Raw genomic sequence first — 24,705 nt, 5'->3', positions numbered from 1 at the left:
CGCTCGCGTCCTCACGCCCGGTCGTGGACCGTCACGGCGTAGCCGTCGGGGTCGCAGAAGGTGAAGGTGCGGCCGAACGGGCCGTCGGCCGGGGCGGTGAGGATCGGCGTGCCGGCGGCGGCCAGCTCGTCGTGCAGCCCCTGGGCGTCGTCGGCGTGCAGCCACAGCGCGACGCCGAACCCCGGGCGCGGGGTGGCGTCGTCCAGGTTGACGCCGGGCAGGGGCTCGCGCACGGCGAACGGGACGGGCGAGGTGTCGAAGACCACCGCGTGGGGCGGTCCGGCGGGTGAGCGGCGCAGGCCCAGGCGCCCCTCGTAGAAGGCGGCGGCGCGCTCCAGGTCGCGCACCTGCAGGGCCAGGAAGTCGGGTCCGGTCACGGTCACGTCGTGCTCCTCGGGTGTCAGGGTCTTGACACGGCGAGTGTGTGTCAAGCTCTTGACGTGAGTCAAGGAGAGACCGTGGGGTCCCTGGAGGAGTCGGTCGGCTACGCCCTCAAGCGGGCCGCCGCCGCGCTGCGCGGCGCGATGGACGCGGCGCTGCGGCCGCTGGAGCTGACGGTGCCGCAGTACGCGTGCCTGGAGCTGCTCGGGCAGCGACCGGGGTTGTCCGGCGCCGACCTGGCGCGCGGGGCCTTCGTCAGCCGCCAGGCCACCAACGGCGTCCTCCGCGGCCTGGAGGAGCGCGGTCTGGTCACCCGGCCCGGCGCCGCCCCGCACGGCCGGGCGCTGCCCGTCGAGCTGACCGCCGCCGGGCACGAGCTGCTGCGCTCGGCCAGCACCGCCGTGCGCGCGGTGGAGCGGCGGATGCTGGAACCCCTCGGCGACACCGGGCAACGCCGGCTCCGGCGGGACCTGGCCGCCTGCACCGCTGCCCTCGGCGAGCGGCGGGTCGAGGGGGCCTGACGCGCGGCGCCCCGCCGCCCGGCGCGGTGCCGGGCGACGGGGCGCGTCGCGGGTCGGGAGCCGGGTCAGCCGCGCCCGGGGTCGCGCCCGGAGTCGCACCCGGAGTCCTGGTCGGCCACGAACGAGGCCACCCACGCCATCGGCGCGTTCCAGTTGATCGTGATCTCGTTGGTCGACCACGAGCCGATGTCGTCGACGTAGCAGAACTGCGCCACGCAGCCGTCGGGGAACAGTGCCGCGGTGACCGGGTCACCGCTGGTGGCGGTGGGCGAGTACGGCCCGCCGGCCACCGTGCCCGCCGGCGGGTTCGGCGACGCCGGGTCCAGCTGGTTCGCGTACATCCGCGAGTGCTGGTTCTGCGAGAACACGTCCCCGTAGCCGGTGATGTAGGAGTTGTTCAGCGCGTTGCGCCCCAGCAGGTAGTCCGTGCTGCGCACCACCCCGTCGCGGTAGGCGTCCTTCCCCGTCAGGTCGAACGCGGTGCCCAGGACCTGCAGGTTCGACAGGATCTGCGCGTTCGACCCCCAGGCGTACTGGCCGTCCTCGGGGGCGTAGGCCTGCCCGAACGGCTGGCTCGCCCGGGCGGCGAGGAGGCGGTCGGCGGCCTCGGTCACCGAGCGCTGCACCGCGCGCAGTTCGGCCTTGTTCAGCCGGCTGGGCACGGTGGCCAGGTCCATGCGGGCCAGGGCGCCCACGTGGCCCCAGTCGAACCCGCCGGCGGGGAAGACGTCGGCGGTGTGGACGGGGGAGCGCAGGACGTCCTTGCGGAACTGCGGTTCACCGGTGGTCAGGTACAGCTCGGCGGCGGCCCAGTAGAACTCGTCGGACACGTCGTCGTCGTCGTACGGGCCGCTGCCCGGGTTCGGGTCGAGCGTCGCGTCGGGCGCCGGGGCGTACAGTTCCGGGTTCGCCTGCGCCGCGGCGTAGGCGGTGCGCGCCGTGGCGAGCAGGCGCTCGGAGAACGCCGGGTCGAACTCCGCGAAGAGGCGCGCGCCCTGCGCGGCGGTCGCCGCGACGTTCAGCGTCGCTGCGGTCGAGGGCCGGTACAGCACGCGCGGCTGCGGGTCGGCGGCCGGGTCCAGCGGCAGGCCGGTCCAGTCGACGTCGGCGACCTTGTGGAACACCATCCCCTCCAGGGGGCGGCCCGGCTGCACCTGCATCTTCAGGAACCACTCCAGCTCCCAGCGCGCCTCGTCGAGGACGTCCGGGACGCCGTTGCCGGCCTCGGGGATGCGCAGGGTGCCGTCGGCGAGCGCACCCCGGTCCGCGGTGGGGGCGTGCAGGCTGCGCTCGTACTGCTGCAGCAGCTGCGCGACCGCGATGCCGCCGTTGACGACGTACTTGCCGTGGTCGCCCGCGTCGTACCAGCCGCCGGTGACGTCGGTGGTGTAGTCGCACGTCCAGGGCTCGTCACCCTGGGCCACGAGGATCTTCTGCGAGTCGTCGTCCAGGTCCTGGCACGGCACCGCGGTGTCGCCCTGGTTCGGCGCCACGCCGACGTGGCCGGCCTCGCGGCCGTAGCCGGGGGCGAGCTCGTCGGAGATCGGGGTGCCGCTGCGGTTGGTGTAGAAGAACGTCATCGCGTCGTCGCGCAGGCGCTCCCAGGCGGCCTCGCCGATGTCGAACGGGTGGCTCGTCTCGCCGTCGGCCACGAGCGCGTATCCCGTGCCGCCCTCCGCGTAGCGGCTGAAGTCGATCGTGTGGACGTTCAGGCCCGCAGTGGGGTCGACGCCGCGCGGGGTCGTCGTCCCCTTCGCGACGGTGGTGCCCGCCGCGTCCTTCAGCTCCCACGGCAGGGACGTGGTGGCGTCGGTGACCAGCGTGGCGCCCTTGGGGCCGTCCGGCAGGTACGTCTCCTGGTTCACGCGCACGCGCGGGCCGGTCTCGGGCACGTACGGCGGCCGCTCGGCTCCGCCCTCCAGCACCACGTCGTCCACGCACAGCGTGTACCCGACGGGGTTGACGACGTCCTGCTGGAAGGCCAGCTGAGCGTTCGGGTAGTCGCGCTCGGCCGTGAAGTAGTACTCGTGGGTGCCGAACGCCGAGGCGAAGGCGGGCTTGTCGGCCGGCAGGAACTGCTGGTAGTTCACGTCGGCGCCACCCTGCACGACGACGCGCACCGGCCCCTCGGTGGCGGGCGTGGTGCGGGCGCGGAAGCTCAGCCGGTACGTCTGGCCCTGCACGAGCGGGACCTCCTGCTGGATCGCCGCGCTGTAGGGGTCGCTGGAGGCGGGGACGGTGGTGCAGCCCGCCCCGTCCTGGACGGAGGCGGTGGGGTAGATCGTCCAGCCCGTGGTGCCCTGGTCGAAACCGCCGTTGACGATCTGGTCGGCCGCCTGGGCCGTGGTCGGGGTGAGCAGCAGGCTCACCGGGGCGAGCAGCGCGGTGGCCGCGGTCAGTGCGCGGGCGCGTCGCTTGCGCGCGGGGTGCATCGGCACGTGGTCCCTCCTCGTTGAGAGCGCTCTCACAGCGCGCGGACAGAGTCACCTCGCCGGGGCCCTCCTGTCAACGCGAACGCGCGGCCGGCCTCGTCGCGAACACGCCCTTCTACGACACCGCCCTGGGCCTGTGCATGTACCTGGGCGGCTCCGCGCCCCTGCTGCTGGTCCTGGCCCTGGCGGGCTCGTTCGCCCGGCAGGTGCCCGACGCCGAGACCGCCGGCACGCTCCCGACCCGGACCCCCGCGTTCGCGGGGCTGCACGCCGTGGTCGTGGTCGTGGTCACCGGGCTGACCTTCTTCCCCGCACTGGCGCTCGGCCCGCTGGCCGAGGCGCTGACTGGAGCGTCGCATGAGCACCCCACCCTGCCCGGCACCGAGCGCGCGACCGGCGCTCCCTCCACGCCCTCCACGCCCTGCACCCCGCACCGGGTGGCCGGCGGGGCGTTCAGTCCCCACCAGCTCGTGCGCGCGCTGCCCGACGCCTTCCGCAAGCTGGACCCGCGGCACCTGGTCCGCACCCCGGTGGTGTTCGTCGGCTCCGTCCTGTCCACCGTGCTGGCCGCGGCCGACCCCTCGGTCTTCGCGTGGGTGGTCGTGGCCCGGCTGTGGATCACGGTGCTGTTCGCGAACCTCGCCGAGGCGGTCGCCGAGGGGCGCGGCCGCGCGCAGGCGGCCTCGCTGCGCCGGGTCAGCACCGAGACCACCGCGCGGCGCCTGGAGCGCGGCCGCGACGAGGTGCGGGTGCCCTCCTGCAGCCTGCGCCCCGGCGACCTCGTCGTCGTCGAGGCGGGCGGGACGGTCCCCGGTGACGGCGACGTCGTCGAGGGCGTCGCCAGCGTCGACGAGTCGGCCGTCACCGGCGAGTCGGCACCCGTCGTCCGCGAGTCCGGCGGGCGGCTGGTGGCGATGACGGGCGACGGCACCAACGACGGCCCCGCCCTGGCGCAGGCCGACGTCGGGGTGGCCATGAACACCGGCACCTCCGCCGCCAAGGAGGCCGGGAACGTGGTGGACCTGGACTCCGACCCCACCAAGCTCATCGAGATCGTCGAGATCGGCAAGCAGCTGCTCATCACCCGCGGAGCGCTGACGACGTTCTCCATCGCCAACGACGTCGCGAAGTACTTCGCGATCGTCCCGGCGACGTTCGTCACGACGTTCCCGCAGCTGGACCGGCTCGACGTCATGCGGCTGGCCACGCCGGAGTCGGCGATCGTCTCGGCGGTGGTGTTCAACGCCCTCGTCATCGTCGCGCTCATCCCGCTCGCCCTGCGGGGCGTCCGCTACCGCCCCACCAGCGCTGCCGCGCTGCTGCGCCGCAACCTGCTCGTCCACGGGCTCGGCGGCGTCCTGGTGCCCTTCATCGGCATCAAGCTCATCGACCTGATCGTCTCCACCGTCCCCGGGATCGGCTGACCACGTGCCCACCACCGCACCTTCCTCCGCGCCCTCCGCGCACCCCGCCCGCCCGCCCGCCCGTCCGCCTCGTGCCGCACCGCGCCGCCGGGCAGCTCCTGCGCGCCGACGGCCGCGTCGTCGGCTCCGCCCTGATCGGGCAGCCCTTCGACGGTGAGCAGTGGTTCCAGCCGCGCCCGTCCGCGGCCGGCGACGGCTACGACCCGCTGGCCTCCGGCGCCTCCAACCTCGGTCCCTCCAGCGCCGACCTGCTCGCCGCCACCGGCCAGCGCCGCGCCGAGGTCGCCGCCCGCGACGGCATCACCCCCGCCGACGTGGCTCCCGACGCGCTGACCGCCTCCGGTTCCGGGCTCGACCCCGACGTCAGCCCGGAACCGGCGCGCCAGCAGGTGCAGCGCGTGGCCCGCGAACGCGGCCTCGACGAGGCCGCGGTGGCCGCCCTCGTCGAGGAGCACGTGCGCGACCGGGCGCTGGGCTTCCTCGGCGAGCCGCGGGTGAACGTCCTCGAGCTCAACCTCGCGCTCGGACGGCTCACCGGCGGGGCGGGCTGAGACGTGGCCGGGGACGGCGTGGGGGAGGATCGCGGGGTGGAGCAGCGGAGCGGGGTGCGCCCGGGCGAACGGCACGACGAGCGCCGCCGGGGCCGGCTTCGTGTCTTCCTCGGAGCCGCCCCCGGCGTCGGCAAGACCTACGCGGCGCTCGACGAGGCGCAGCGCCGCGCCGAGCGCGGCACCGACGTCGTCGTCGCCCTCGTGGAGACCCACGGGCGCCGGTGCACCGCCGAGCGGCTGGAGGGCCTTCAGGTGCTGCCACGGCGCGTCGTGCACCACCGCGGCCACGAGCTGTCCGAGATGGACCTCGACGCGGTGCTGCGCCGCCACCCCGAGGTCGCCGTCGTCGACGAGCTCGCCCACACCAACGCGCCCGGCTCGCGCCACGCCAAGCGCTGGCAGGACGTGCAGGAACTGCTGGAGACCGGCATCGACGTCGTCTCCACGGTGAACATCCAGCACCTGGAGTCCCTCAACGACGTCGTCGCCCACATCACCGGTGTCGAGCAGCGCGAGACCCTGCCCGACGCGGTGCTGCGCGGCGCCGAGCAGGTGCAGCTGGTGGACATGACGCCGGAGGCGCTGCAGCGCAGGCTCTCCCACGGCAACGTCTACCCGGCCGGGCGGGTGGACGCGGCGCGCTCGAACTACTTCCGCACCGGCAACCTCACCGCCCTGCGCGAACTGGCGCTGCTGTGGCTGGCCGACCGCGTCGACGAGGGCCTGGAGCGCTACCGCGCCCAGCAGGGCATCGAGCAGACCTGGCCGGCGCGCGAGCGCGTCGTCGTCGCCCTCACCGGCGGCCCCGAGGGCTCCACCCTGGTGCGCCGGGCCGCGCGCCTCGCCGGCCGCGGCGCCGGGGGTGAGCTGCACGCCGTGCACGTCGCCAGCGGCGACGGCCTGGTGCGCAGCTCCCCGGCGCGCCTGGCCGAGCAGCGCACCCTCGTGGAGTCCCTCGGCGGCAGCTTCCACCGCGTCGTCGGCGACGATGTCGCCGGCGCCCTGCTGGAGTTCGCCCGCGGCGTCAACGCCAGCAGGCTCGTCGTCGGCGCCAGCCGGCACGGGCGGCTGGCCGCGCTGTTCCGCACCGGTGTCGGCGACGCCGTCGTGCGCGGGGCCGGGGCGATCGACGTGCTCGTCGTCACCCACGAGGAGCAGCCCGCCGGGCTGCGGCTGCCGCCGCGGGCGCGCGCGGCGCTGTCGGGCGGGCGCCGACTGCTCGGGTGGGTCCTCGCGCTGGGCGGCCCGGCGGTGCTGACGGCCCTGCTGGGCACGTTCCCGCGCCAGGACCTCTCGACCGACCTCATGGCGTTCCTCGTCGTGGTCGTCGCCGCCGCGCTCGTCGGCGGCCTGCTCCCCGCCGTGGCCGCCGCGCTCGTGGCGAGCCTGGCGGTGAACTGGTTCTTCACCCAGCCGACGGGGCGGCTCACCATCGCCCAGCCCGCCAACGCCGTCGCCCTCGGCGTGTTCGTCCTCGTGGCGCTCGCGGTCTCCAGCACGGTCGACCGCGCCGCGCGCCGCACCGAGCAGGCCGCCCGCAGCCGCGCCGAGACGGAGGCGCTGTCGGTGCTCACCCGCACCGTCATGGCCGCCGACGACCCGCTCGCCGAGGCCCTGGAGCACACCCGCACCACCTTCGCCGTCACCTCGGCGTCCTGGCTGGAACGCACCGCCCCGTCCGCGCCGTGGGAGGTGGTGGCCTGCGCCGGCGAGCCCGCGTGCTCGGCGCCCGCCGACGGGGACGCCGAGGTCGTCGTGGACGGCAGCGCACGCCTGGCGCTGCGCGGGCGCCTGCTGGCGGCCGACGACCGCCGCGTGTTGGAGGCGTTCGCCGCGCAGATCGCCGCGCTGCGCCAGCGGCAGCGGCTGCGCGCCGAGGCCGCGCAGGTGCGCCGGCTGGAGGAGGGCGACGCGGTGCGCGGTGCGCTGCTGACGGCCGTCTCGCACGACCTGCGCACGCCGCTGGCGACGCTGAAGGCGTCCGTGGACGGCCTGCGCGACCCCGAGCTGGTGCTGCGGCCCGAGGACGAGGCGGAGCTGCTGAGCTCGGTGGCGGAGTCCGCCGACCGCCTGCAGCAGCTCATCGACGACCTGCTGGACCTGACGCGGGTGCGCAGCGGCGTCGTGCGCCCGCGCCTGGTCGCCGTCGGGCTGGAGGAGGTCGTGGTGCCGGCGGTCGTCGCCGACACCCCACCCGGCCGGGTCCACCTGGAGGTGCCCGAGGACCTGCCGCAGGTGTCCACCGACCCCGGCCTGCTGCGCCGGGTGGTCGCCAACCTCGTGCAGAACGCCGTGCGCCACGGCGCCGGCGCGCCCGTGGAGGTGCTGGCCGCGGTCGCCGTGGAGGACTCCCGGCGCAGCGCCCAGGTGCTCGTCGTCGACCACGGTCCCGGCCTGCCGGGCGCGGCCAAGGAGCGGGCGTTCACGCCCTTCCAGCGCCTGGGGGACCGCTCCGGAGCCGGCCTCGGGCTGGGGCTGGCGGTGGCGCGCGGGCTGGCCGAGGCCGTCGGCGGACGTCTGGACGCCGAGGACACCCCCGGCGGCGGCCTGACGATGGTCCTGACCCTGCCCCTCGCGGGACCGGGGCCCCGGCTCGCGGACCCCGCGGCCGGGCCGGGGCCGGCCGTGGGGGCCGGCGCGTGAGCCGCGTCCTCGTCGTCGACGACGAGCCCGGTCTGCGCCGCGCGCTGGCCATCAACCTGTCCGCCCGCGGGTGGGAGGTCACGGCCGTCGGCGACGGCGCCTCCGCCCTGGAGGCCGCCGCGAGCAGCCCCCCGGACGTCGTGCTGCTGGACCTGGGCCTGCCGGACCTGGACGGGTTGGACGTCATCGCGGGGCTGCGCGGCTGGAGCGACGTGCCGATCATCGTGCTGACCGCCCGCACCTCCTCCGCGGACACCGTCGACGCCCTGGACGCCGGCGCCGACGACTACGTCACCAAGCCGTTCGCGATGGACGTGCTGCTGGCCCGCCTGCGCGCCGCGGTGCGCAGGCGCGGCGCGGGGGAGGCCGCCCCCGAGGTCGTCGAGGCCGGTGCGCTGCGGGTGGACCTGGCCCGGCGCACCGTCACCCGGCACGGGGAACCGGTGAAGCTCACCCCCACCGAGTGGCACCTGCTGCAGGTCCTCGTCGCCGGCGCCGGCCGGCTCGTGACCCAGACGGAGCTGCTCAAGGAGGTGTGGGGACCGGCGTACGGGCGGGAGACGAACTACCTGCGGGTGTACGTGGCGCAGTTGCGCCGCAAGCTCGAGGAGACGCCGTCCGCGCCGCGCCACCTCATCACCGAACCCGGCATGGGGTACCGCTTCGAGGTCTGAGCACCGCTGCGCGGCCCGCCGCGGACCGTCCGCGGCGGGTGGGCGTCAAGGACGCGTCAAGATGCGCGGCGGACGGGCGGCGGGCGCGCCGGTCGCCCCGGGCGCGCGCCTACGGTGCCCGGGTGAGCGTGCTCGACCCGGGACGGCGCCGCACCAGCGGCTCAGCGACGGCGCGGCGACGGCCGGGGCCGCCGGCGCGGCTGCGCCCGGCGCAGGCGGTGGTGGCCGGGTTCGCGCTGGCCGTCGTGGCCGGGACCGTCCTGCTGATGCTGCCGGTGGCCAGGGCCGGTGGTGGTTCCGCCGGCCTGCTCCAGGCCCTGTTCACCGCGACGTCGGCGGTGTGCGTGACCGGCCTGGTGGTGGTGGACACCCCCACGTACTGGTCCGGGTCCGGGCAGGTCGTCATCCTCGTCCTGATCCAGGTCGGCGGGTTCGGCATCATGACCCTGGCGTCCCTGCTCGGCCTGCTCATCTCCCACCGGCTGGGGTTGCGCTCCCGGCTCACCGCGGCGGCGGAGACCAAGAGCCTGAGCCTGGGGGACGTGCGCACCGTCGTCGTGGGCATCGTCCGGGTCAGCCTCGCGGTCGAGGCCGTCGTCGCTGCGGTCCTGGCCGTCCGCTTCGCCACCGCCTACGACGAGCCGTTCTGGCGCTCGGTGTGGCTGGGGGTCTTCCACTCCGTCTCCGCGTTCAACAACGCCGGCTTCGCCCTCTACAGCGACAGCCTCATCGGTTTCGCCACCGACGCGTGGATCTGCCTGCCGATCGTCGCCGCGCTCGTCGTCGGCGGCCTCGGGTTCCCGGTGCTCTTCGAGCTGCGCCGCGCGTACCGCCGCCCGCTGCGGGGCAGGGCCCGCACCGGGCTGAGCATGCACTCCAAGGTCACGTTGTGGGGGACGGCGGTGCTGCTGCTGTGCGGCACGCTGTTCGTGCTGGTCGCCGAGTGGCGAAATCCCGGCACCCTCGGCCCGCTCAGCGTGCCCGGCAAGCTGCTGGCCGGTTTCGTCCAGGGGGCCATGCCCCGCACCGCCGGTTTCAACAGCGTCGACATCGCGCAGATGAACACCGGCACGTGGCTGGGCACCGACGTGCTGATGTTCATCGGTGGCGGCAGCGCCGGCACCGCCGGCGGCATCAAGGTCACCACCTTCTTCGTGCTGCTGTTCGTCATCAGGTCCGAGGTCCGTGGTGACGACGACTCCACCGCGTTCGGCCGCCGCATCCCCACCGGGACCCAGCGCCAGGCCATGACCGTCGCGCTCCTGGGGATCGCGGCCGTCGTCGTCCCCGCCCTCGTGTTCGCGATGACGACGCCGTTCAGCCTGGACCAGGTCCTGTACGAGGTGGTGTCCGCGTTCGCCACCGTGGGGTTGTCCACCGGAATCACCGCCCAGCTGCCCGCCCCCCACCAGCTGGTCCTGGTGTTCCTGATGTTCCTCGGACGGCTGGGGCCCGTCACCCTCGCCACCGCCTTGGCGCTGCGCCACCGCGAACGGCTCTACCGCCTGCCGGAGGAGAGGCCCGTCATCGGCTGAGCCGGTGCCCCGCGACCCCCGGCCGCCGGCAGCGGTGACCCCTGCCGGCTCCCGGCCCGAGGCGGTGCACCTCAGACCGGTGGCTGCGGGTCGTACGCGATGCCGCGGCGCACCTCGCGGGCGCGGTCGCTGCCGGCCAGGCGGGCCACCAGGTGCAGGGCCATGTCGATGCCGGCGGAGACGCCCGCGGAGGTGACGACGTCGCCGTCGTCGACGAAGCGCTCGTCGTCGCGCACGTCGATGCTCGCGTCGAGTTCACGCAGCAGCGCGAGCGAGCTCCAGTGCGTGGTCGCCGGCCTGCCGGCCAGGAGGCCGGCGGCGGCGTAGACGAGGGCCCCGGTGCACACGCTGGTCATCAACGGCACCGCGACGCGCTGGCGGCGCACCCAGTCCAGGTGCTCGGCGTCGTGCAACTGCGGGCGGGTGCCGCGACCGCCGGGGTGCAGCAGGACCTCGAGCGGTGGCGCGTCGGCGAAGGAGTGGTGCGCGGCCACTGTCAGGCCCTTGGAACAGGTCACGGGGTTGCCGTCGCGCGAGAGGCACACGACGGCGTAGCCGTCCTCGGGGTGGGTGCGCGTCCAGTGCGCCAGCACCTCCCACGGCCCGACGGCGTCGAGTTCCTCGACGTCCTCGAACAGCACGATGCCGATGTGCCGCGGCGGTGCCGCCACGGGCGGGGGTGCGCCCGTGGCGGTGGGGTGATCGGTCATGGCGGTCAGTCTCGGGCGGTCGACCAACCTCCCGACAGTGGCAGGGGTGTCAACTGGGGATAGCTTCCTGCCATGAGCCGTGCCCGGAGCGAGCCCTGCGCGCGGGACGGCGCTCACCGCGTGGCGGTCGTCGTGCTGCCCGGTGTGCGCCCGCTGGACCTGGGGATCCCCGCGCAGGTCTTCACCGCCCGTCCCGGCTCGCCGTACTCGGTCTCGCTGTGCGCGGCGCGTCCGGGGCCGGTGGCCTCCAGCGCCGGCTTCGACGTGCTCGTCGAGCACGGGCTGGAGGTGGTCGCCGGGTGCGACACCGTCCTGGTGCCCGGCTACGACACGGCGCAGCCACCACCGCAGGAGGTCCTGGAGGTCCTGCGGACCGCGCACGCGGCCGGCCGGCGGGTGGTGTCGATCTGCACCGGGGCGTTCGCCCTGGCGGCGGCGGGAGTGCTCGACGGGCTGCGGGCGACCACCCACTGGGACAGCGCCGAGCGCCTGGCGCGGATGCACCCGAGCGTCGAGGTCGATGCCGATGCGCTCTACGTCGACCAGGGGAGTGTCCTGACCTCGGCCGGGGTGTCGGCGGGCATCGACCTGTGCCTGCACCTGGTGCGCAGGGACCGGGGTGCCGCGGCCGCCAACGCCCTGGCGCGCGCGCTGGTGGCTGCCCCGCACCGAGAGGGCGGGCAGCGGCAGTACGTCGAGCACCCCGTCGCCGTCAGCAGCCGGACCTCCCTCGGCCAGGTGCGGGAGCGGGCCGTCCAGCAGCTCGCGCAACCGTTGACCGTGGCCGAGATGGCCGGCTGGGCCCACCTGTCGCCGCGGACGTTCGCCCGCCGGTTCCTCGCCGAGACCGCCACCACCCCCAAGCAGTGGCTGCTGTCGGTGCGCATCCAGCGGGCCCGGGAGCTGCTGGAGACGTCGGACCTCGGCGTCGACCGCGTCGCCTCCGCCGTGGGGCTGGGGACCGTGGCCAACTTCCGCGCCCACTTCCGCCGGGCCACCGGGCGCACCCCGGCCGCCTACCGGTCCAGCTTCAACGCGACGGCCGCCGTCGACGGGCGCTGAACGGCGCACCGCCGACCTCGTGCTCGTCGGGACGCCGGTTCGCCGGGGTGCCCTGCCGGCGGTGCACCCGCCAGGTGCTCAGGCGCAGCGCCTGGGTCCCGGACTCGCCGTCTTCGACGTGCCCGCCCGGCAGGGTCCAGCGGCCGGGGTGGGCGCGGCCTGTGCGGCTGCGCACTCCACCGCTCAGGCGTTGCTGCTCGACGTGGGGGTGACGACGGCGGAGGCGTACGTCGGGTCGGGTTCGATGGGGGTGATGACGTCCACCAGGACGTCGTCGGGGGCGGCGAGGATGAAGTGGCGCTGCCCGAACGGTTCGGAGCGCAGGTCCAGCACCGCGGTCAAGGGCCCGTTCAGCACGAGCCGGCGGTACTGCTCGTCGACGTCGCCGACTTCGAGGTTGACCAGCAGGGCGCTGGTGGGCCGGCGGTGGGTGACCGGGACGGTCTCGTGGTCGGCGGCGACGATGCCCAGCTCCCACTGCTGCAAGCGCAGGCTGACGTACCAGCCCGAGTCGAAGGTGGTCTCGAAGTGGAAGTGGGTGCGCCAGAAGTCGGCGGAGGCGGCGACGTCGGAGCTGAGGAGGACGGGGTAGGCGCTGGCGATCCGCACGTTCTGCTCCTGGAGCGATCGGGGAACGGGTGTGCCTGTAACATTTACATACAGACAGTCCGTATGTAAATGGTCTTCGCCGGGGAGCGCGGTGGACCGGGGAGGAGCAGGGGTGCGCACCACCAAGGCGCAGAGCGAGGCCACGGCTGCCGCGGTGCTGGACGCTGCGCAGCGCTTGTACGGCGAACGCGGCTACGCCGACGTCGCCCTGGAGGAGATCGCTCGCACCGTCGGGGTGAGCCGCGGCGCGCTCTACCACCACTTCGGCAGCCGGGAGGGGTTGTTCACGGCGGTGCTGGAGAGGGTGCAGCAGCAGGTCGCTGAGCGGGTGCAGGAGGCGGCGCAGGCCGCTGGTGAGGACGCCTGGGAGCAGCTGGTGGCCGGTTGCCGGGCGTTCCTGGTCGCCAGCACGGCGCAGGAGGTGCGTCGGGTGCTGCTGGTGGAGGCGCCGGCGGTGCTCGGCTGGGCCCGGTGGCGTGAACTGGACGCTCGTCATTCCCGGCGCCTGCTGCACGAGGGGGTGCAGGAGCTGCAGCGCGCCGGGCGGTTGCACGGCGCCCGGGCGGGGGCGGTGACTGCCGTGCTGTCCGGCGCCATGGACGAGGCGGCTTCCTGGGCCGCGAGCCGCCCCGACCCGGCCGCGGCCGTGGACCAGGCGTGGGAGGCGCTGCAGGTGGTGCTGGCGGCACTGCGCACCACCCGCTGACCGGTCTGCGACACCGGCGGGTCGGTCAGGGATGACCACGCGGACGGCGAGGTCTTCGACCTGTGGGCGGGTGGACGACCGCGCGCGGACCGGCGAGAGCGCGGTGCCTGCGGCACGTGCGTGAAGTCGTGGTGGCCGATGAAGGTGGTGGTTGCGGCGTGGGCTCAGCCCGACTTGGCCACGAACCGTGGAGCTGTGACGCGGACGGTGAACGTGCACGAGGCGAAGGCGCACCTGTCGCGCCTGCTCGAAGCGGTCGAGCGGGGCGAGGACGTGGTGATCGCCCGCTCGGGCAAGCCCGTCGCCCGCCTGGTGCCGGCCCGCTCCCGCCGAGCCCGCCGTCCCGGGTCCCGGGAGGGGCGGGTGGCCATCGCCGCCGACTTCGACCGCACGTCCGGTGAGCCTGCTGCTCGACACCCACGTGCTGCTGTGGTGGCTGACCGACGACGAACGCCTTCCGGAGCGCATGCGCGACGCCGTGGCCGACGACGAGAACGAGGTGCTCGTCTCGGCGGCCTCGGCGTGGGAGGTGTCGATCAAGGCGGCACTGGCCGAGCTGACCGTGCCGGAGGGTCTGCGCGCGGAGCTGCAGCAGCAGGGGTTCACCGAGCTGCCGGTCACCGTGGAAGACGCTCTGGCCGCCGGCGCCCTGCCGCGTCACCACGACGACCCCTTCGACCGGATGCTCATCGCGCAGGCGGCCCGGCGGGCGCTGCGGCTGCTCACCGTCGATCGACGGTTCGACGACTACGACGTCCGGCTCCTGTGGTCGATCGCGCCCACGAGTTCCCGCTCATCGGTGATGATGCTCAGGGGAGCGACGAGGCCGGTACGGCGGAGTGGGTCGAGGAGGAGTTGCCCCTGCGCAACCCCTACCTGGGGCGGTTGAAGTTCGCTGCTGCCCTCGCGCTGGTCCTCGGCAGTTTTCTGGTGCTCATCGGCCTGGGCTCGCAGTGGTGGCCCGGTGCCGTGCTCGGCGCTGTGGTGATCGTGTGGGCTGGTGCGGCTGCCCTGGCCTACTGGGTCCTGGGTGCCCTGTTGTGGAGCCGGCGCGGCTGATCCTCTGCGACCGCTCCTCGTGTCACGGGGGCAGCGACATCGACAGCGGCTCGCCTGTAGGCAACCGGTCGAGCGCGCAAGGCGGCATGACCGTGCGATCGCTGTAGCGGCCCCTCGCGAAGCGGGCCCTTGGGAAGCCGGATCACCCCTGCTCAGGCCGGGCCGTTGGTGAGTCGTAGCAGCCGCGGGGTCAGCACTGTGCTGGCGATGGCCACGACGCTCACGACGCCTTGCCCGATCGGGGCCAATGGGCCGCCGAGGCCCAGGGCGTGGATGGCGTAGCCGTTCGCGGCCGCGTCGGTGAGCGGGATGAGCGGGCCCAGGAGCAGACCGGCGCGGCGGCGGCGGGCGATGAGGACCGCGACCAAGGGGTCCAGGAGGAGCAGGGCGCTCCAGTACGTCGCGAGCCAGCGGGGGGCGTAGGCGTAGGGACTCCAGCCGCCGGTGAGGAAGTCCAGGAGGTGCTGCAGGCCTCCCCAGGCCAGCAGCAGCACCAAGGCGGTGGCGGCTGCTTGCACCCAGCGTGGTTCGCGGGCCCACCGCTTCGACAGCACGTGATGAAGCCTGTCAGCGTCGGGTTGGACAAGGAGCGGGGCCCAGGTCGCCCGCCGACCGCGCGCGGACGACGGGATGACTGCGCGCTCCGCGCACCGCGCCATGACCGCGACGTTGCTCGGCCCTCAGTCCTCGTCGAAGGTGAGCGTCAGGCTGCTGCTGTAGGCGCTGCTGTTGTGCTGGACCACCGGGTCGATGGGCGCAGTGTCGGCCGGCCACATGCGCACGGCCCGGTAGGCGAAGCCGTCCTGCTGGACGTGCTCCCACTCGAGCATGTACTCGTCTCCGGGCTGGACGTCCCAGGGACCGGGCCTGGCGATGCTGGAGAGGTGAGCCCAGCAGCCACCGGGGGTCTCGGGGCTGTCGAGGACGCCCCAAGCTCGGTCGGTGTCCCACCTGCGGATCGTCGCCAAGATCGCCATGAGCTCAGTGTGCTGCCGATGGCCGTCCCCTCGTCTCCATCACGTCATGTGCGGTAGATCGAGGACGGGTCCAGCAGTCGCCAGCCAGGCTCTCGCACGGTGACGAGGAAGTCGTTGCGTGCTGGCGAGGTGACCGTCTCCCCGGTCCACGGGTCCTCCAGGTGGTCGTCGTCCTCCCCGTAGCCGCACAGCGCCGCTCCACTGGGTACCCGGAGGATTGGTCGGGCGCTTCCGTCGTCGTGGACCACCTCGATGTCGACCACCCGCCCTCGGATGCGGTGGGTGGGCTGGAAGGTGTCGAGGTCGTGGTGGGTCTCGATCAAGCGCGGTGGCGCAGTGGACCCGGTGCTGGATCCGGGGAGCAGGACGCATGCGAAGTCGACGACCTCGTCGCGCTCGATGGACGGTCCGCAGCACTCGTGCTCCCAGCCACCGACTTCGACGACGACGTCCATGCTGCGAACCTACGGCGTCGGCCGACCGCGAGGATCGATGAGGAACCCTCGTCCCGGCAACGGTCGGTCATCGGCAAGACCGTGAGGTCGCCGACGTCCACGACAGTTGCTTGTCCGTGCGTTTGTGGCGTCAGTCCTCGGCCGTCTCCAGCAGGCGGTGGATGGCGCACCGGAGCTCGGGCAGGTCCTGGGTGACGGTGGCGGCGACGATGGAGTGGGTGGTGTCGAAGTATCGGTGGGCGAGGTGGTCGCGCATGCGGGCGATCTCCGACCACGGCAGGTCCGGCTCGCCGGCCAGCACCTCTTCCGGGATGGCCTTGACCGCCTCGCCGATCTCGATCAGCCGCACCCGTACCGCGTCGAAGACCAGGCCGTCGCTCAGGTCGCCGCGGCGGGTGTGGGCGTCGATGGCGTCCAGGGCCGCCTGCACGTCCAGGAAGCGTTGCCGGGCGTGCCGGCTCACGCGGGTCCCGCCTCTTGCACCACGGTCCTCGTGGTGCTCACAACGCCACCAGGTCCGCTTCCACGATCGCCCGCACCTCGGGCTTGAGCCCGTCCTCGGGAACCAGGTCGACGGGTGCCCCCAAGAGGTCTTCGAGCTCCCGCCGCAAGCGCCCCAGGGCGAACAGTCCTGCGCCGGCGGGGAGGTCGACGAGCAGGTCGACGTCGGAGTCGGCGCGTTCACTGCCGCGGGCGGTGCTGCCGAAGACGTGCACGTGCTGCACGCCGTGGGTCGCCGCGATGGTCTTGACCTTGCGGCGGTGCCGGCGCAGGCGCTGACCCAGGGGCCCGGACAGCGGGGCGGTGGGCGGGGAGGTGATGGGGGTCAGTGAGGCGTCGAGCGCGTGGCCGCTGGCGCGCAGCAGGTGCAGCAGTGTGGGCAGGGAGGGTTGACGCTGCCCGGACTCGTAGGCGCTGATGACGCTCTGGGTCACTGCGGCGCGCTGCCCCAGCTGAGCCTGGGTGAGCCCGGCGCGACGGCGTGCCTCTCGCAGCAGCTCAGCAGCGGACTCGATGACGGGCATGTCTTCAACATAGCGGATCGTCGATGCTCGTCCGCGCTCGAGAACATCCTGAGATCGGCATCTCAGGACGTCGCCGCCTGCCCATGATCGCGCCCGGTGCGCGGGATGACCGCGAGGTCGGCCGGTCAGGCGGGAAAGCTGACGGTCAGATGCCTCCCTCCTGGTGATCTTGTGTCGGTGGATGGTGCAGAGTCTGGTCATGGCTTTCCCGGACCCGACGCAGCAGCTGCTCGTCCGCCGCTACACGGCGGCTGACTCGGCGGCCACGTGGCGGGTCTTCCACGACGCGATCCACGGCACCGCCAGCCGCGACTACACCCCGCAGCAGGTCCAGGCGTGGGCTCCCGAGCGCACCGACTTGGACCGTTGGAACCAGGTCCGCTGCGCCGCGCACACCCTCGTGGCGTGCCTGGACGAGACGGTGGTCGGGTTCAGCGACGTCACTGACGACGGCGAGGTGGACATGCTGTTCGTTCACCCCGACGCCGGCGGTCGTGGAGTGGCCCGCGCACTGCTGACCCAGGTCCTGCGCGAGGCGGCCGCGGGCGGGCACCAGCGGCTCGTGACGCACGCCAGCCTCACCTCCCGCCCGGTCTTCGAGCGCTTCGGCTTCACGGTCGATGCGGCCCGGGTCGTGCACAAGCGGGGACAGGAGCTGCGCAACTTCGACATGAGCCTCCTCCTGACCGGCGATGCCGAGCACCGCTCTGACGGCCCCGTCGGGTAGGTCGGCCACCTTGCGGCTTTCGGCCGGAACGCGTGCTCGGCACCGGAACCGCGATGCGCCATCGCTGGCGATCGAGCCCGCCGGGAACGACGCGCTGGCGGGACCCGGGGAACGCAGGCAGGTGTCGGTAGCCTCCCGGCCATGCCTGGACCTGCAGTGCTGCAGCCCTACGATCCCGCCTGGCCCGGACGAGCAGCTGCGCTGCTCGCCGCGGTGGAGCAGGCCCTGAAGCCGCTGGGGGTGGCCGAGTCCTTCGACCACATCGGCTCCACCTCGGTGCCCGGCCTGAAGGCCAAGCCCTTCATCGACCTGCAGGTCCGCGTCAGTGAGCTTCCCGGCCCTCACCTGTTCGACGAAGCGCTGGCCCCGATCGGCTTCGTGCCGACGACGGGCTCACGTCCGGACTCACCGGGGGTCTACCGCGACATCCCGCGCGGCTCGGAAGTGGTCCTCGACGAGGTGTGGCGCAAGAGGCTGTTCGTCTACGACGTCGACGGCCCCAGCGGCGCGATCTTGCACATCCGGTTGGCCTCCTCACCGTGGGGCCGGTACACCGTGTGGTTCCGCGACTGGCTGCGAGCTCACCCCGAGGCGCGTGATCGCTACGCCGACTTCAAGACCGCTACTGCCGCCGAGCACGCCAGGGATGCCGACTACGACGACTACACCTTGGCCAAGACCGCGTTCTTCGACCAGGCGCAGGCCGAGTTCGAGGCGTGGGGCCGTCGACGCTGAGGACGTCGTGGGAGGCCGCCGCCAGGTTTGACCGCAGGCGCCCCGCTCGGCTAGCGGGATGGCCGAGCGCTGCGTTCCCGGCTCCGACGGCGTCGGTGGCCTCGTCAGCCGCGGTCGGCGTTCCAGCCGACAGCGCGGACCACCGCTCGGGCCACCGCGGACGGGGCCTGCTCCGCAGCCACCGCCACCTCGACGTCACCGACACCGGCTGCGTTCAGGAGGGCGTCCAGCTCCCCGCTGCGGTGCAGGTGCCAGTCCAAGGCGTCCTGGTCATCGTGGTGTCGCTGGCGCAGGCGGGCGCGGACGTCGCGGAGGTTCACGCGCAGCCGGCACACCGTCAGCGGCGCACTGGCGGCTCGTTCGTACAGCGGTCGTTGCGCGGGGTCTTCGAGCACTCCGGCCAGGACGAGCCGCAGCGCGCCGGCGGCGAGGTGGTTGCGGGTCACCGCGTGCAGGTTGGCCAGCATCAGGTGCTCGTGGAACAGGTCGTCTCGTGGGCTGGGCCAAGCGTCACGCAGCGCGTCGAGGTCGATGACGGCGTGGGGGATCGCGTCCTCACGCAGCAGCGCGGCGACGGCTGCGGCGGTGGTGGTCTTGCCCGATCCGACGGTACCGGTGATCAGCAGAGCTGCCGGGGACGGCGTGGGGGTTCGCACGGGCGTGACGGTAGCGGCCGTCCGGGAAGATCCCTGGTGGGTCAGGTGTCGTCGATCGCAGGCAACCGTGAACCATCCGCGGGATGAGCGGTAGATCGTGCGGTGCGCTCCACCGCTGTCGATCGGGGAGTGTTCCTGACCCGGCAGAATCCTGTGGGCGTCAGTGCTCCTGGGGCCGTGCGCGCCGCCGGTGTTCCTTCAGCAGTCGGCGAGCCCGCAGCAGCGACCACACCAGCGCAGCAGCGGCGAGCAGGACGCACGGCAGGGCGATGAAGGCGATGCCGAGGTTGGCGCCCACGGTGGCGGGGGGGGGGGGGGGGGGGGGGGGGGGGGGGGGGGGGGGGGGGGGCGGCCCCCCCCCCCCCCCCCCCCGCGTCGGGAGGCGCCGCGTCAGCCCAGCGTGAACCAGGCGGCGGTGTCGATGGGCACCGACCCGTCCACCAGCTCACCGCTGACCAGCAGCGGCCGTGCCCCCGCGGGCGGCGCGACCGGGGCGTCCGACAGGTTCAGCACCACCAGCACGCCGCGGGTGCGGAACGCCAGGACGTCACCGCCGGTCAGCTCCGCGTCCCACTCCAGCTCGCCGCGGCCCAACGCGTGCTCGCGCCGCAGCGCCAGCGCGCCGCGGTACAGCTCCAGGGTGGAACCGGCCACCCCCGTCTGCGCCGCCACCGACAACCGCGCCCACTCCGGCGGCTGCGGCAGCCACGACGCGGCTCCCGGCCCGAACCCGTACGACGGCGCGTCCCCCTCCCAGGGGATCGGCACCCGGCAGCCGTCGCGGCCGCGGTCCTCGCCGCCCGTGCGGGCGAACGCCGGGTCCTGGCGGACCTCCGCCGGCAGCGTCGTCACCTCCGGCAGGCCCAGTTCCTCGCCCTGGTACACGTACGCGCCGCCCGGCAGCGCGAGCATGAACACCGTGGCGGCGCGCGCCCGGCGCAGGCCCAGCTCCGCGTCGGGCTGCGGGTCGTCCGGGCCGACGCCCGAGGCGGGCTCGTCACCGGCGGGGTAGCCCAGGCGGCTGGCGTGGCGCACCACGTCGTGGTTCGAGAGCACCCACGTGGCGGGGGCGCCCACGACCTCGTGCGCCTGGAGGGTGGCGTCGACGACCTGCTTCAGCTCACCGGCCCGCCACGGCGCGCGCAGGTAGTCGAAGTTGAACGCCTGGTGCATCTCGTCGCCGCGCACGTAGCGGGCCAGCCGCTCCGGGGGCGTCACCCACGCCTCGGCGACGAGGATGCGCTCGCCCTCGTAGGAGTCCAGCACCCGGCGCCACTCCCGGTAGATCTCGTGCACGCCTTCCTGGTCCCACATCGGCGGGCGCTCGCCGGAGGCCGTGGACCCGTTCAGCAGCGCCTGGTCGTGGTCCCAGTCGGGCAGCCCCTCGGCCTTGATCAGCCCGTGGGCCACGTCGACGCGGAAACCGTCGACGCCGCGGTCCAGCCAGAAGCGCAGCACGTCGGCGAACTCCTCGTGCACCTCCGGGTTCGACCAGTCCAGGTCCGGCTGGCTGGAGTCGAACAGGTGCAGGTACCACTGGCCCGGCGTGCCGTCCGGTTCCGCGACGCGGGTCCACGCGGACCCGCCGAACACCGAGCGCCAGGAGTTCGGCGGCAGGACGCCGTCCTCGCCGCGGCCGTCGCGGAACACGTACCGGGCGCGCTCGGGGGAGCCGGGGGCGGCGGCCAGGGCCTGGCGGAACCACACGTGGTCGGCGGAGGTGTGGTTCGGGACCAGGTCCATGACCACGCGCAGGCCGAGCTCGTGGGCGCGCGCCGAGAGCGCCTCGAAGTCCGCCAGGGTGCCGAAGACCGGCTCGATGCCGCGGTAGTCGGCGACGTCGTAGCCGGCGTCCTTCTGCGGGGAGGGGTAGACCGGGGACAGCCACACGGCGTCCACGCCGAGGCCGGCCAGGTGCGGCAGCCGGGCGGTGATGCCCGGCAGGTCGCCCAGGCCGTCGCCGTCGGCGTCGGCGAAGGAGCGCGGGTAGACCTGGTAGATGACGGCGTCGCGCCACCACGGCGCGGCGGGGGTCTCGGTGCTGGTGTCGCTCACCGGGCCCATCCTGCCAACGCGCTGCGCGGGGTGCACCGCCGTCGCGTCCCCACCGGCGAGCCCGGTGCCCGGCGGGGACGCGACGGCGGTGGATCAGAGGGCCTGCCCGGCGGACAGGCGGTAGCGCAGGAGGTCCAGGTGACCGGTGATCTCGGCCGGCAGCCGCGGGCCGAAGCGCGCGAAGTACTCCTCGAGGTGGTCGGCCTCCGCCAGCCAGGCCGCGGGGTCGAGGGCGAACAGCTCCGCGACGTCCTGCTCGGGCAGGTCCAGCCCGTCGAGGTCCAGCGCACCATCGGCGGGCACGTTGCCCAGGGGGGTGTGCCGCGCGCCCGCCGTCCCCTCCAGTCGGCGGCAGATCCACTCGATCACGCGGGAGTTCTCCCCGAAGCCCGGCCACAGGAACCGGCCGTCCTCGCCGCGGCGGAACCAGTTCACCGAGTACACCCGGGGCAGCCCCGCCGCGGGCAGGTGCTCGCGCATCGACAGCCAGTGCGCGAAGTAGTCACCCATGTGGTACCCGGTGAACGGCAGCATCGCGAACGGGTCGTGGCGCAGTTCGCCCACGGCGCCCTCCGCGGCGGCGGTCCGCTCGCTGGAGACGGTGGCGCCCATGAACACGCCCTGGCTCCAGTCCAGCGCCTCCGCCACGAGCGGGACGTTGCTCGCCCGCCGCCCGCCGAACAGGATCGCGTCGACCGGTACGCCCTCCGGGGAGTCGAACTCCCCGGCGATCGAGGGGCACTGCCGCGCCGACACCGTGAACCGGGCGTTCGGGTGCGCGGCGGGACGGCCGCAACCCGGCGTCCAGTCGCGGCCCTGCCAGTCGGTCAGGTGCGCGGGCGGCTCGTCGGTCATGCCCTCCCACCACACGTCGCCGTCGTCGGTCAGGGCGACGTTGGTGAAGATGACGTTCTCGCGCAGCATCTCCATCGCGGTGGGGTTCGTCGACCACCCCGTGCCGGGCGCCACGCCGAAGAACCCGGCCTCGGGGTTGACGGCACGCATGCGGCCGTCGGGGCCGGGCCGCATCCAGGCGATGTCGTCGCCGATCGTCTCGACCCGCCACCCGGGGACGGTGGGGCGCAGCATCGCCAGGTTCGTCTTGCCGCAGGCGGACGGGAACGCGGCTGCCAGGTGGAAGACCTTCTGCTCCGGGCTGGTCACCTTGACCAGCAGCATGTGCTCGGCCAGCCACCCCTCGTCGCGGGCCACCACCGAGGCGATGCGCAGCGCGAAGCACTTCTTGCCCAGCAGCGCGTTGCCGCCGTACCCCGAGCCGAAGGACCAGATCTCCCGGGTCTCGGGGAAGTGCGCCACGTACTTCAGGTCGTTGCACGGCCACGGCACGTCCTCACGGGCGCGGCCGATGGGGTCCACGAGGGGGAACCCGACGCTGTGCACGGCGGGCACGAACGGCGTGCCCGGGGTCAGTGCCGCCAGCGCCTGCGCGCCCATCCGGGTCATGGTGCGCATGCTCGCCACGACGTAGGGGGAGTCCGTGATCTGGACGCCCAGCCGGGAGAGCGGCCCGCCGACCGGCCCCATCGAGAACGGCACCACGTACATCGTCCGCCCCCGCATGGAGCCGGCGAACACCCCCGCCAGCTCCTCGCGCAGCGCCTCGGGCTCGCGCCAGTTGTTCGTGGGACCGGCGTCCTCGCGGCGCCGGGAGGCGATGATGGTCCGGCTCTCCACCCGGGCCACGTCGCCGGGGGCGGAGCGCGCCAGGAAGCTGCCGGGACGCTTGGCGGGGTTCAGCGGGATCAGCGTGCCGGCCCGCACCATCAGGGCGGTCAGCCGGTCGAACTCGGCCTGGGAGCCGTCGCACCAGACGACCTCGTCGGGCTGGGTGAGGCGGGCGGTGTCGCGCACCCAGCTCAGCAGCGCCTGGTTGCCGGTCGGCGCGCCCGAGAGGCGGGGTGCGTCCGGGTCGGTGGTGCCGAGGGTGCGGGTGGTCCGGGCGCGGGGCCCCGGGGCGGGGACGGGGTTGGGGGCGGCGGGGGTGGCTCGACCCGGGGTGGGGATCGGCTCGACGGTCACGCCGGGGGTCATCTCGGTCGTCACGGCGGCGGCTCCTCGCGATCGGCGGTGGTGCGGTGGCTTGCCTGGTGACTTCACGATGCTCGCGGCTCGAGGCGGATCACAAGGAAGGACTCCCGTGAAGAACGGCGGTTCTTCACCTAGGGTGAAGTCGTGTCCCCGTTGCGCGTCGCTGCGCTGGAACCGCTGTCCGAGCAGAACGGCCCCGGTGCCCCGGGCCGCCGGGGCCTGGACGCCCTGTCCGTGGGCCGCCGCATCCGCCACCACCGCCAGACCCGCGGCCTGACGCTGGCCCAGCTCGGCGCGGCGGTCGGGACCGCGCAGAGCCTCCTGTCGCAGGTGGAGAACGGCAAGCGCGAGCCGCGGCTGTCGCTCATCGCCGCCGTGGCCGACGCCCTCGGCGTCGCGCCCTCGGACCTGCTCGACCCCGCACCCCCGCCGACCCGCCGAGCCGCGCTGGAGATCGAGCTGGAGCAGGCGCAGCGCAGCCCGCTGTTCCGCTCCCTGGGCCTGCCGCGGGTGTCCTCCAGCCGCAAGCTGCCGCTGGACGCACTGGAGGCCCTGGTCGCCCTGCACGCCGAGCTGGTCCGGCGGCACGACGCCTCCAACGCCACCCCCGAGGAGGCGCGCCGGGCGAACACCGAGATCCGCCTGCTCATGCGTGCCGTCGACAACCACCTCCCCGAGATCGAGGAAGTGGCCGAGGAGCTGGTCCGGGCAGCCGGGTACACCGTCGGCGCCCTGACCCACCGCCAGGTGGCGCGCATGGCGCAGGACCTGGGTTTCTCGATCATCCACGTCGACGACCTGCCGCACTCCACCCGCACCGTCACCGACCTGGCCAACGGCCGCATCTACCTGCCGCCGGCGTCCATCCCCGGCGGGCACGGCCTGCGGTCCCTGGCGCTGCAGGCCATCGCGCACCGCGTCCTCGGCCACGAGCGCCCGGACAGCTACACGCAGTTCCTCCGCCAGCGGCTGGAGATCAACTACTTCGCCGCGTGCTGCCTGCTGCCGCGCAGCGCCTCCGTGGAGTTCCTCTCGGCCGCCAAGGCCGACAAGGACCTCGCCGTGGAGGACTTCCGCGACGCGTTCGGGGTGACCCACGAGGCGGCCGCGCACCGCCTGACGAACCTGCTCACCTCCCACCTGGGGATCCCCGTGCACTTCCTGCGCGTGGGTGACGACGGCGCGCTCCACCGCGGGTACGAGAACGACGGCGTGCCCTTCCCGCAGGACGCCTCCGGAGCCATCGAGGGGCAGACCGCGTGCCGGCACTGGACGGCCCGCACCGTGTTCGAGGTCCGCAACCGCACCACGGAGAACTACCAGTACACCGACACCCCTGCAGGAACCTTCTGGTGCTCCAGCCAGACCGGGTCCACCGAGAGCGGGGGTTTCTCCATCACGGTCGGCGTGCCGTACGCGCACGCCAAGTGGTTCCGCGGACGCGACACCCGGGTGCGCCAGCGCAGCCGCTGCCCCGACGCCTCCTGCTGCCGCCGGCCCCCGGCCGAGCTGGAGCAGCGCTGGGCCGACGCGGCCTGGCCGAGCGCGCGCCTGCACGCCCAGACCCTGGCGCCCCTGCCGTCGGGCCGCTTCCCCGGTGTGGACGACCTGGAGGTCTACGAGTTCCTGTCGTCCCACGCCCCCCGCGACACCCCCCGCGATACCCCGGGCGACGACTGACGCCGCCGCGCGGTGACCGGGGGCGAGACGTCCCCGGTC

The 24,705-nt window shown here is 74.0% G+C and carries 27 protein-coding genes and 2 pseudogenes; 15 read left to right on the top strand and 14 right to left on the bottom strand.

Going from position 1 to position 24,705, the window contains the following annotated elements; all coding sequences use genetic code 11:
* Positions 1-11: 11 nt before the first annotated feature.
* On the bottom strand, positions 12-383 hold the full coding sequence (locus ACRYR8_RS05680; protein WP_432483107.1) for a VOC family protein: 372 nt from the start codon (positions 381-383) through the stop codon (positions 12-14).
* 57 nt (positions 384-440) lie between these two features.
* Between ACRYR8_RS05680 and ACRYR8_RS05675 the strand changes: the two genes are divergently transcribed.
* The gene (locus tag ACRYR8_RS05675) at positions 441-902 is read left to right on the top strand and encodes a MarR family winged helix-turn-helix transcriptional regulator (protein WP_432483106.1); all 462 of its coding nucleotides are present in this window, start codon (positions 441-443) and stop codon (positions 900-902) included.
* A 65-nt stretch (positions 903-967) separates the two neighbouring features.
* Here the strand turns inward: ACRYR8_RS05675 and ACRYR8_RS05670 are convergent, their stop codons facing one another.
* Positions 968-3,334 (bottom strand): glycoside hydrolase family 9 protein, encoded by a 2,367-nt coding sequence (locus tag ACRYR8_RS05670; RefSeq protein ID WP_432483157.1) that lies wholly within the window; start codon positions 3,332-3,334, stop codon positions 968-970.
* On the opposite strand from ACRYR8_RS05670, the pseudogene ACRYR8_RS05665 reads away from it, so the two are divergent.
* The 6 genes and pseudogenes from ACRYR8_RS05665 to ACRYR8_RS05640 form a co-directional block, all read left to right on the top strand.
* Positions 3,301-3,666: pseudogene (locus ACRYR8_RS05665) on the top strand (potassium-transporting ATPase subunit KdpA); the annotation flags it as partial. The gene ACRYR8_RS05670 and the pseudogene ACRYR8_RS05665 sit on opposite strands and share 34 nt — an antisense overlap.
* Positions 3,667-3,771: 105 nt before the next feature.
* Positions 3,772-4,758 carry a P-type ATPase actuator domain-containing protein gene (locus ACRYR8_RS05660; protein ID WP_432483155.1) on the top strand — a complete coding sequence of 329 codons (987 nt, stop codon included), beginning with the start codon at positions 3,772-3,774 and terminating at the stop codon, positions 4,756-4,758.
* A 71-nt stretch (positions 4,759-4,829) separates the two neighbouring features.
* Positions 4,830-5,309 carry a K(+)-transporting ATPase subunit C gene (gene kdpC / locus ACRYR8_RS05655; protein ID WP_432483105.1) on the top strand — a complete coding sequence of 160 codons (480 nt, stop codon included), beginning with the start codon at positions 4,830-4,832 and terminating at the stop codon, positions 5,307-5,309.
* A gap of 36 nt (positions 5,310-5,345) precedes the next feature.
* Complete coding sequence (locus ACRYR8_RS05650; protein ID WP_432483104.1) at positions 5,346-7,952, top strand: DUF4118 domain-containing protein; 2,607 nt, start codon at positions 5,346-5,348, stop codon at positions 7,950-7,952.
* Positions 7,949-8,626, top strand: coding sequence for a response regulator (locus ACRYR8_RS05645; protein WP_432483103.1), 678 nt, complete (start codon positions 7,949-7,951; stop codon positions 8,624-8,626). The genes ACRYR8_RS05650 and ACRYR8_RS05645 overlap by 4 nt, the downstream gene beginning before the upstream one ends.
* A 128-nt stretch (positions 8,627-8,754) precedes the next feature.
* Complete coding sequence (locus ACRYR8_RS05640; protein WP_432483153.1) at positions 8,755-10,161, top strand: TrkH family potassium uptake protein; 1,407 nt, start codon at positions 8,755-8,757, stop codon at positions 10,159-10,161.
* A 71-nt stretch (positions 10,162-10,232) separates the two neighbouring features.
* Here ACRYR8_RS05640 and ACRYR8_RS05635 read toward each other — a convergent pair whose 3' ends face one another.
* Complete coding sequence (locus ACRYR8_RS05635; RefSeq protein ID WP_432483102.1) at positions 10,233-10,871, bottom strand: DJ-1/PfpI family protein; 639 nt, start codon at positions 10,869-10,871, stop codon at positions 10,233-10,235.
* A 72-nt stretch (positions 10,872-10,943) separates the two neighbouring features.
* On the opposite strand from ACRYR8_RS05635, the gene ACRYR8_RS05630 reads away from it, so the two are divergent.
* Entirely contained in the window at positions 10,944-11,933 is a 990-nt protein-coding gene (locus ACRYR8_RS05630; protein ID WP_432483101.1) for a GlxA family transcriptional regulator, read from the top strand.
* Here ACRYR8_RS05630 and ACRYR8_RS05625 read toward each other — a convergent pair.
* Together ACRYR8_RS05625 and ACRYR8_RS05620 are read right to left on the bottom strand one after the other, a co-directional pair.
* Complete coding sequence (locus tag ACRYR8_RS05625) at positions 11,902-12,108, bottom strand: NUDIX hydrolase (RefSeq protein WP_432483100.1); 207 nt, start codon at positions 12,106-12,108, stop codon at positions 11,902-11,904. The genes ACRYR8_RS05630 and ACRYR8_RS05625 overlap by 32 nt on opposite strands.
* 8 nt (positions 12,109-12,116) lie before the next feature.
* The gene (locus ACRYR8_RS05620; protein WP_432483099.1) at positions 12,117-12,542 is read right to left on the bottom strand and encodes a VOC family protein; all 426 of its coding nucleotides are present in this window, start codon (positions 12,540-12,542) and stop codon (positions 12,117-12,119) included.
* 112 nt (positions 12,543-12,654) lie between these two features.
* Between ACRYR8_RS05620 and ACRYR8_RS05615 the strand changes: the two genes are divergently transcribed.
* The 4 genes and pseudogenes from ACRYR8_RS05615 to ACRYR8_RS05600 all read left to right on the top strand — a co-directional run bounded on the left by ACRYR8_RS05615 (position 12,655) and on the right by ACRYR8_RS05600 (position 14,307).
* Entirely contained in the window at positions 12,655-13,248 is a 594-nt protein-coding gene (locus ACRYR8_RS05615) for a TetR/AcrR family transcriptional regulator (protein WP_432483098.1), read from the top strand.
* A 138-nt stretch (positions 13,249-13,386) separates the two neighbouring features.
* Positions 13,387-13,566, top strand: a pseudogene (locus tag ACRYR8_RS05610) (type II toxin-antitoxin system Phd/YefM family antitoxin); the annotation flags it as partial.
* A gap of 79 nt (positions 13,567-13,645) precedes the next feature.
* A complete protein-coding gene (locus tag ACRYR8_RS05605; RefSeq protein ID WP_432483097.1) occupies positions 13,646-14,137 on the top strand; it encodes a type II toxin-antitoxin system VapC family toxin in 492 nt (163 codons plus the stop codon).
* Positions 14,134-14,307, top strand: coding sequence for a hypothetical protein (locus ACRYR8_RS05600; RefSeq protein WP_432483163.1), 174 nt, complete (start codon positions 14,134-14,136; stop codon positions 14,305-14,307). Before ACRYR8_RS05605 ends, ACRYR8_RS05600 begins: the two co-directional genes overlap by 4 nt.
* Positions 14,308-14,459: 152 nt before the next feature.
* Here ACRYR8_RS05600 and ACRYR8_RS05595 read toward each other — a convergent pair whose 3' ends face one another.
* The 5 genes from ACRYR8_RS05595 to ACRYR8_RS05575 form a co-directional block, all read right to left on the bottom strand.
* Positions 14,460-14,861 carry a hypothetical protein gene (locus tag ACRYR8_RS05595; RefSeq protein ID WP_432483096.1) on the bottom strand — a complete coding sequence of 134 codons (402 nt, stop codon included), beginning with the start codon at positions 14,859-14,861 and terminating at the stop codon, positions 14,460-14,462.
* Positions 14,862-14,987: 126 nt separating this feature from the next.
* Positions 14,988-15,284 (bottom strand): cold shock domain-containing protein, encoded by a 297-nt coding sequence (locus ACRYR8_RS05590; RefSeq protein ID WP_432483095.1) that lies wholly within the window; start codon positions 15,282-15,284, stop codon positions 14,988-14,990.
* Positions 15,285-15,328: 44 nt separating this feature from the next.
* The gene (locus ACRYR8_RS05585) at positions 15,329-15,739 is read right to left on the bottom strand and encodes a DUF6578 domain-containing protein (protein ID WP_432483094.1); all 411 of its coding nucleotides are present in this window, start codon (positions 15,737-15,739) and stop codon (positions 15,329-15,331) included.
* Positions 15,740-15,869: 130 nt separating this feature from the next.
* Complete coding sequence (locus ACRYR8_RS05580; RefSeq protein WP_432483093.1) at positions 15,870-16,202, bottom strand: HepT-like ribonuclease domain-containing protein; 333 nt, start codon at positions 16,200-16,202, stop codon at positions 15,870-15,872.
* A 37-nt stretch (positions 16,203-16,239) separates the two neighbouring features.
* Positions 16,240-16,764, bottom strand: a complete 525-nt coding sequence (locus ACRYR8_RS05575) for a type II toxin-antitoxin system RelB family anti-toxin (RefSeq protein ID WP_432483092.1) — start codon at positions 16,762-16,764, stop codon at positions 16,240-16,242.
* 199 nt (positions 16,765-16,963) lie between these two features.
* On the opposite strand from ACRYR8_RS05575, the gene ACRYR8_RS05570 reads away from it, so the two are divergent.
* On the top strand, positions 16,964-17,491 hold the full coding sequence (locus tag ACRYR8_RS05570; RefSeq protein ID WP_432483091.1) for a GNAT family N-acetyltransferase: 528 nt from the start codon (positions 16,964-16,966) through the stop codon (positions 17,489-17,491).
* Between the two features lie 141 nt (positions 17,492-17,632).
* Positions 17,633-18,226 (top strand): GrpB family protein, encoded by a 594-nt coding sequence (locus ACRYR8_RS05565; RefSeq protein WP_432483090.1) that lies wholly within the window; start codon positions 17,633-17,635, stop codon positions 18,224-18,226.
* A gap of 104 nt (positions 18,227-18,330) precedes the next feature.
* Here ACRYR8_RS05565 and ACRYR8_RS05560 read toward each other — a convergent pair whose 3' ends face one another.
* From ACRYR8_RS05560 to ACRYR8_RS05545, 4 genes are all read right to left on the bottom strand, one after another.
* Positions 18,331-18,882 carry an AAA family ATPase gene (locus tag ACRYR8_RS05560; RefSeq protein WP_432483089.1) on the bottom strand — a complete coding sequence of 184 codons (552 nt, stop codon included), beginning with the start codon at positions 18,880-18,882 and terminating at the stop codon, positions 18,331-18,333.
* A gap of 160 nt (positions 18,883-19,042) precedes the next feature.
* Positions 19,043-19,180: a hypothetical protein gene (locus tag ACRYR8_RS05555; RefSeq protein ID WP_432483088.1), complete on the bottom strand. Its 138-nt coding sequence runs from the start codon at positions 19,178-19,180 to the stop codon at positions 19,043-19,045.
* Positions 19,181-19,272: 92 nt separating this feature from the next.
* Entirely contained in the window at positions 19,273-20,946 is a 1,674-nt protein-coding gene (locus tag ACRYR8_RS05550) for a glycoside hydrolase family 13 protein (protein WP_432483087.1), read from the bottom strand.
* Between the two features lie 84 nt (positions 20,947-21,030).
* Positions 21,031-22,989, bottom strand: a complete 1,959-nt coding sequence (locus ACRYR8_RS05545; RefSeq protein ID WP_432483151.1) for a phosphoenolpyruvate carboxykinase (GTP) — start codon at positions 22,987-22,989, stop codon at positions 21,031-21,033.
* Between the two features lie 174 nt (positions 22,990-23,163).
* On the opposite strand from ACRYR8_RS05545, the gene ACRYR8_RS05540 reads away from it, so the two are divergent.
* Positions 23,164-24,666 (top strand): helix-turn-helix domain-containing protein, encoded by a 1,503-nt coding sequence (locus ACRYR8_RS05540; RefSeq protein WP_432483149.1) that lies wholly within the window; start codon positions 23,164-23,166, stop codon positions 24,664-24,666.
* Positions 24,667-24,705: the final 39 nt, after the last annotated feature.

The organism is Kineococcus esterisolvens (assembly GCF_050871405.1).
In the GTDB taxonomy this organism is placed as follows: domain Bacteria; phylum Actinomycetota; class Actinomycetes; order Actinomycetales; family Kineococcaceae; genus Kineococcus.
Note: the sequence above shows the minus strand (reverse complement) of the source record. Positions and strands in the feature narration are given on the sequence as shown.

Coding starts and splice junctions, on each gene's coding strand:
- ACRYR8_RS05670 (WP_432483157.1), bottom strand. CDS start 3,334: ATGCACCCCGCGCGCAAGCGACGCGCCCGCGCACTGACCGCGGCCACC.
- ACRYR8_RS05635 (WP_432483102.1), bottom strand. CDS start 10,871: ATGACCGATCACCCCACCGCCACGGGCGCACCCCCGCCCGTGGCGGCA.
- ACRYR8_RS05630 (WP_432483101.1), top strand. CDS start 10,944: ATGAGCCGTGCCCGGAGCGAGCCCTGCGCGCGGGACGGCGCTCACCGC.
- ACRYR8_RS05590 (WP_432483095.1), bottom strand. CDS start 15,284: ATGGCGATCTTGGCGACGATCCGCAGGTGGGACACCGACCGAGCTTGG.
- ACRYR8_RS05585 (WP_432483094.1), bottom strand. CDS start 15,739: ATGGACGTCGTCGTCGAAGTCGGTGGCTGGGAGCACGAGTGCTGCGGA.
- ACRYR8_RS05575 (WP_432483092.1), bottom strand. CDS start 16,764: ATGCCCGTCATCGAGTCCGCTGCTGAGCTGCTGCGAGAGGCACGCCGT.
- ACRYR8_RS05570 (WP_432483091.1), top strand. CDS start 16,964: ATGGCTTTCCCGGACCCGACGCAGCAGCTGCTCGTCCGCCGCTACACG.
- ACRYR8_RS05565 (WP_432483090.1), top strand. CDS start 17,633: ATGCCTGGACCTGCAGTGCTGCAGCCCTACGATCCCGCCTGGCCCGGA.
- ACRYR8_RS05550 (WP_432483087.1), bottom strand. CDS start 20,946: ATGGGCCCGGTGAGCGACACCAGCACCGAGACCCCCGCCGCGCCGTGG.
- ACRYR8_RS05545 (WP_432483151.1), bottom strand. CDS start 22,989: ATGACCCCCGGCGTGACCGTCGAGCCGATCCCCACCCCGGGTCGAGCC.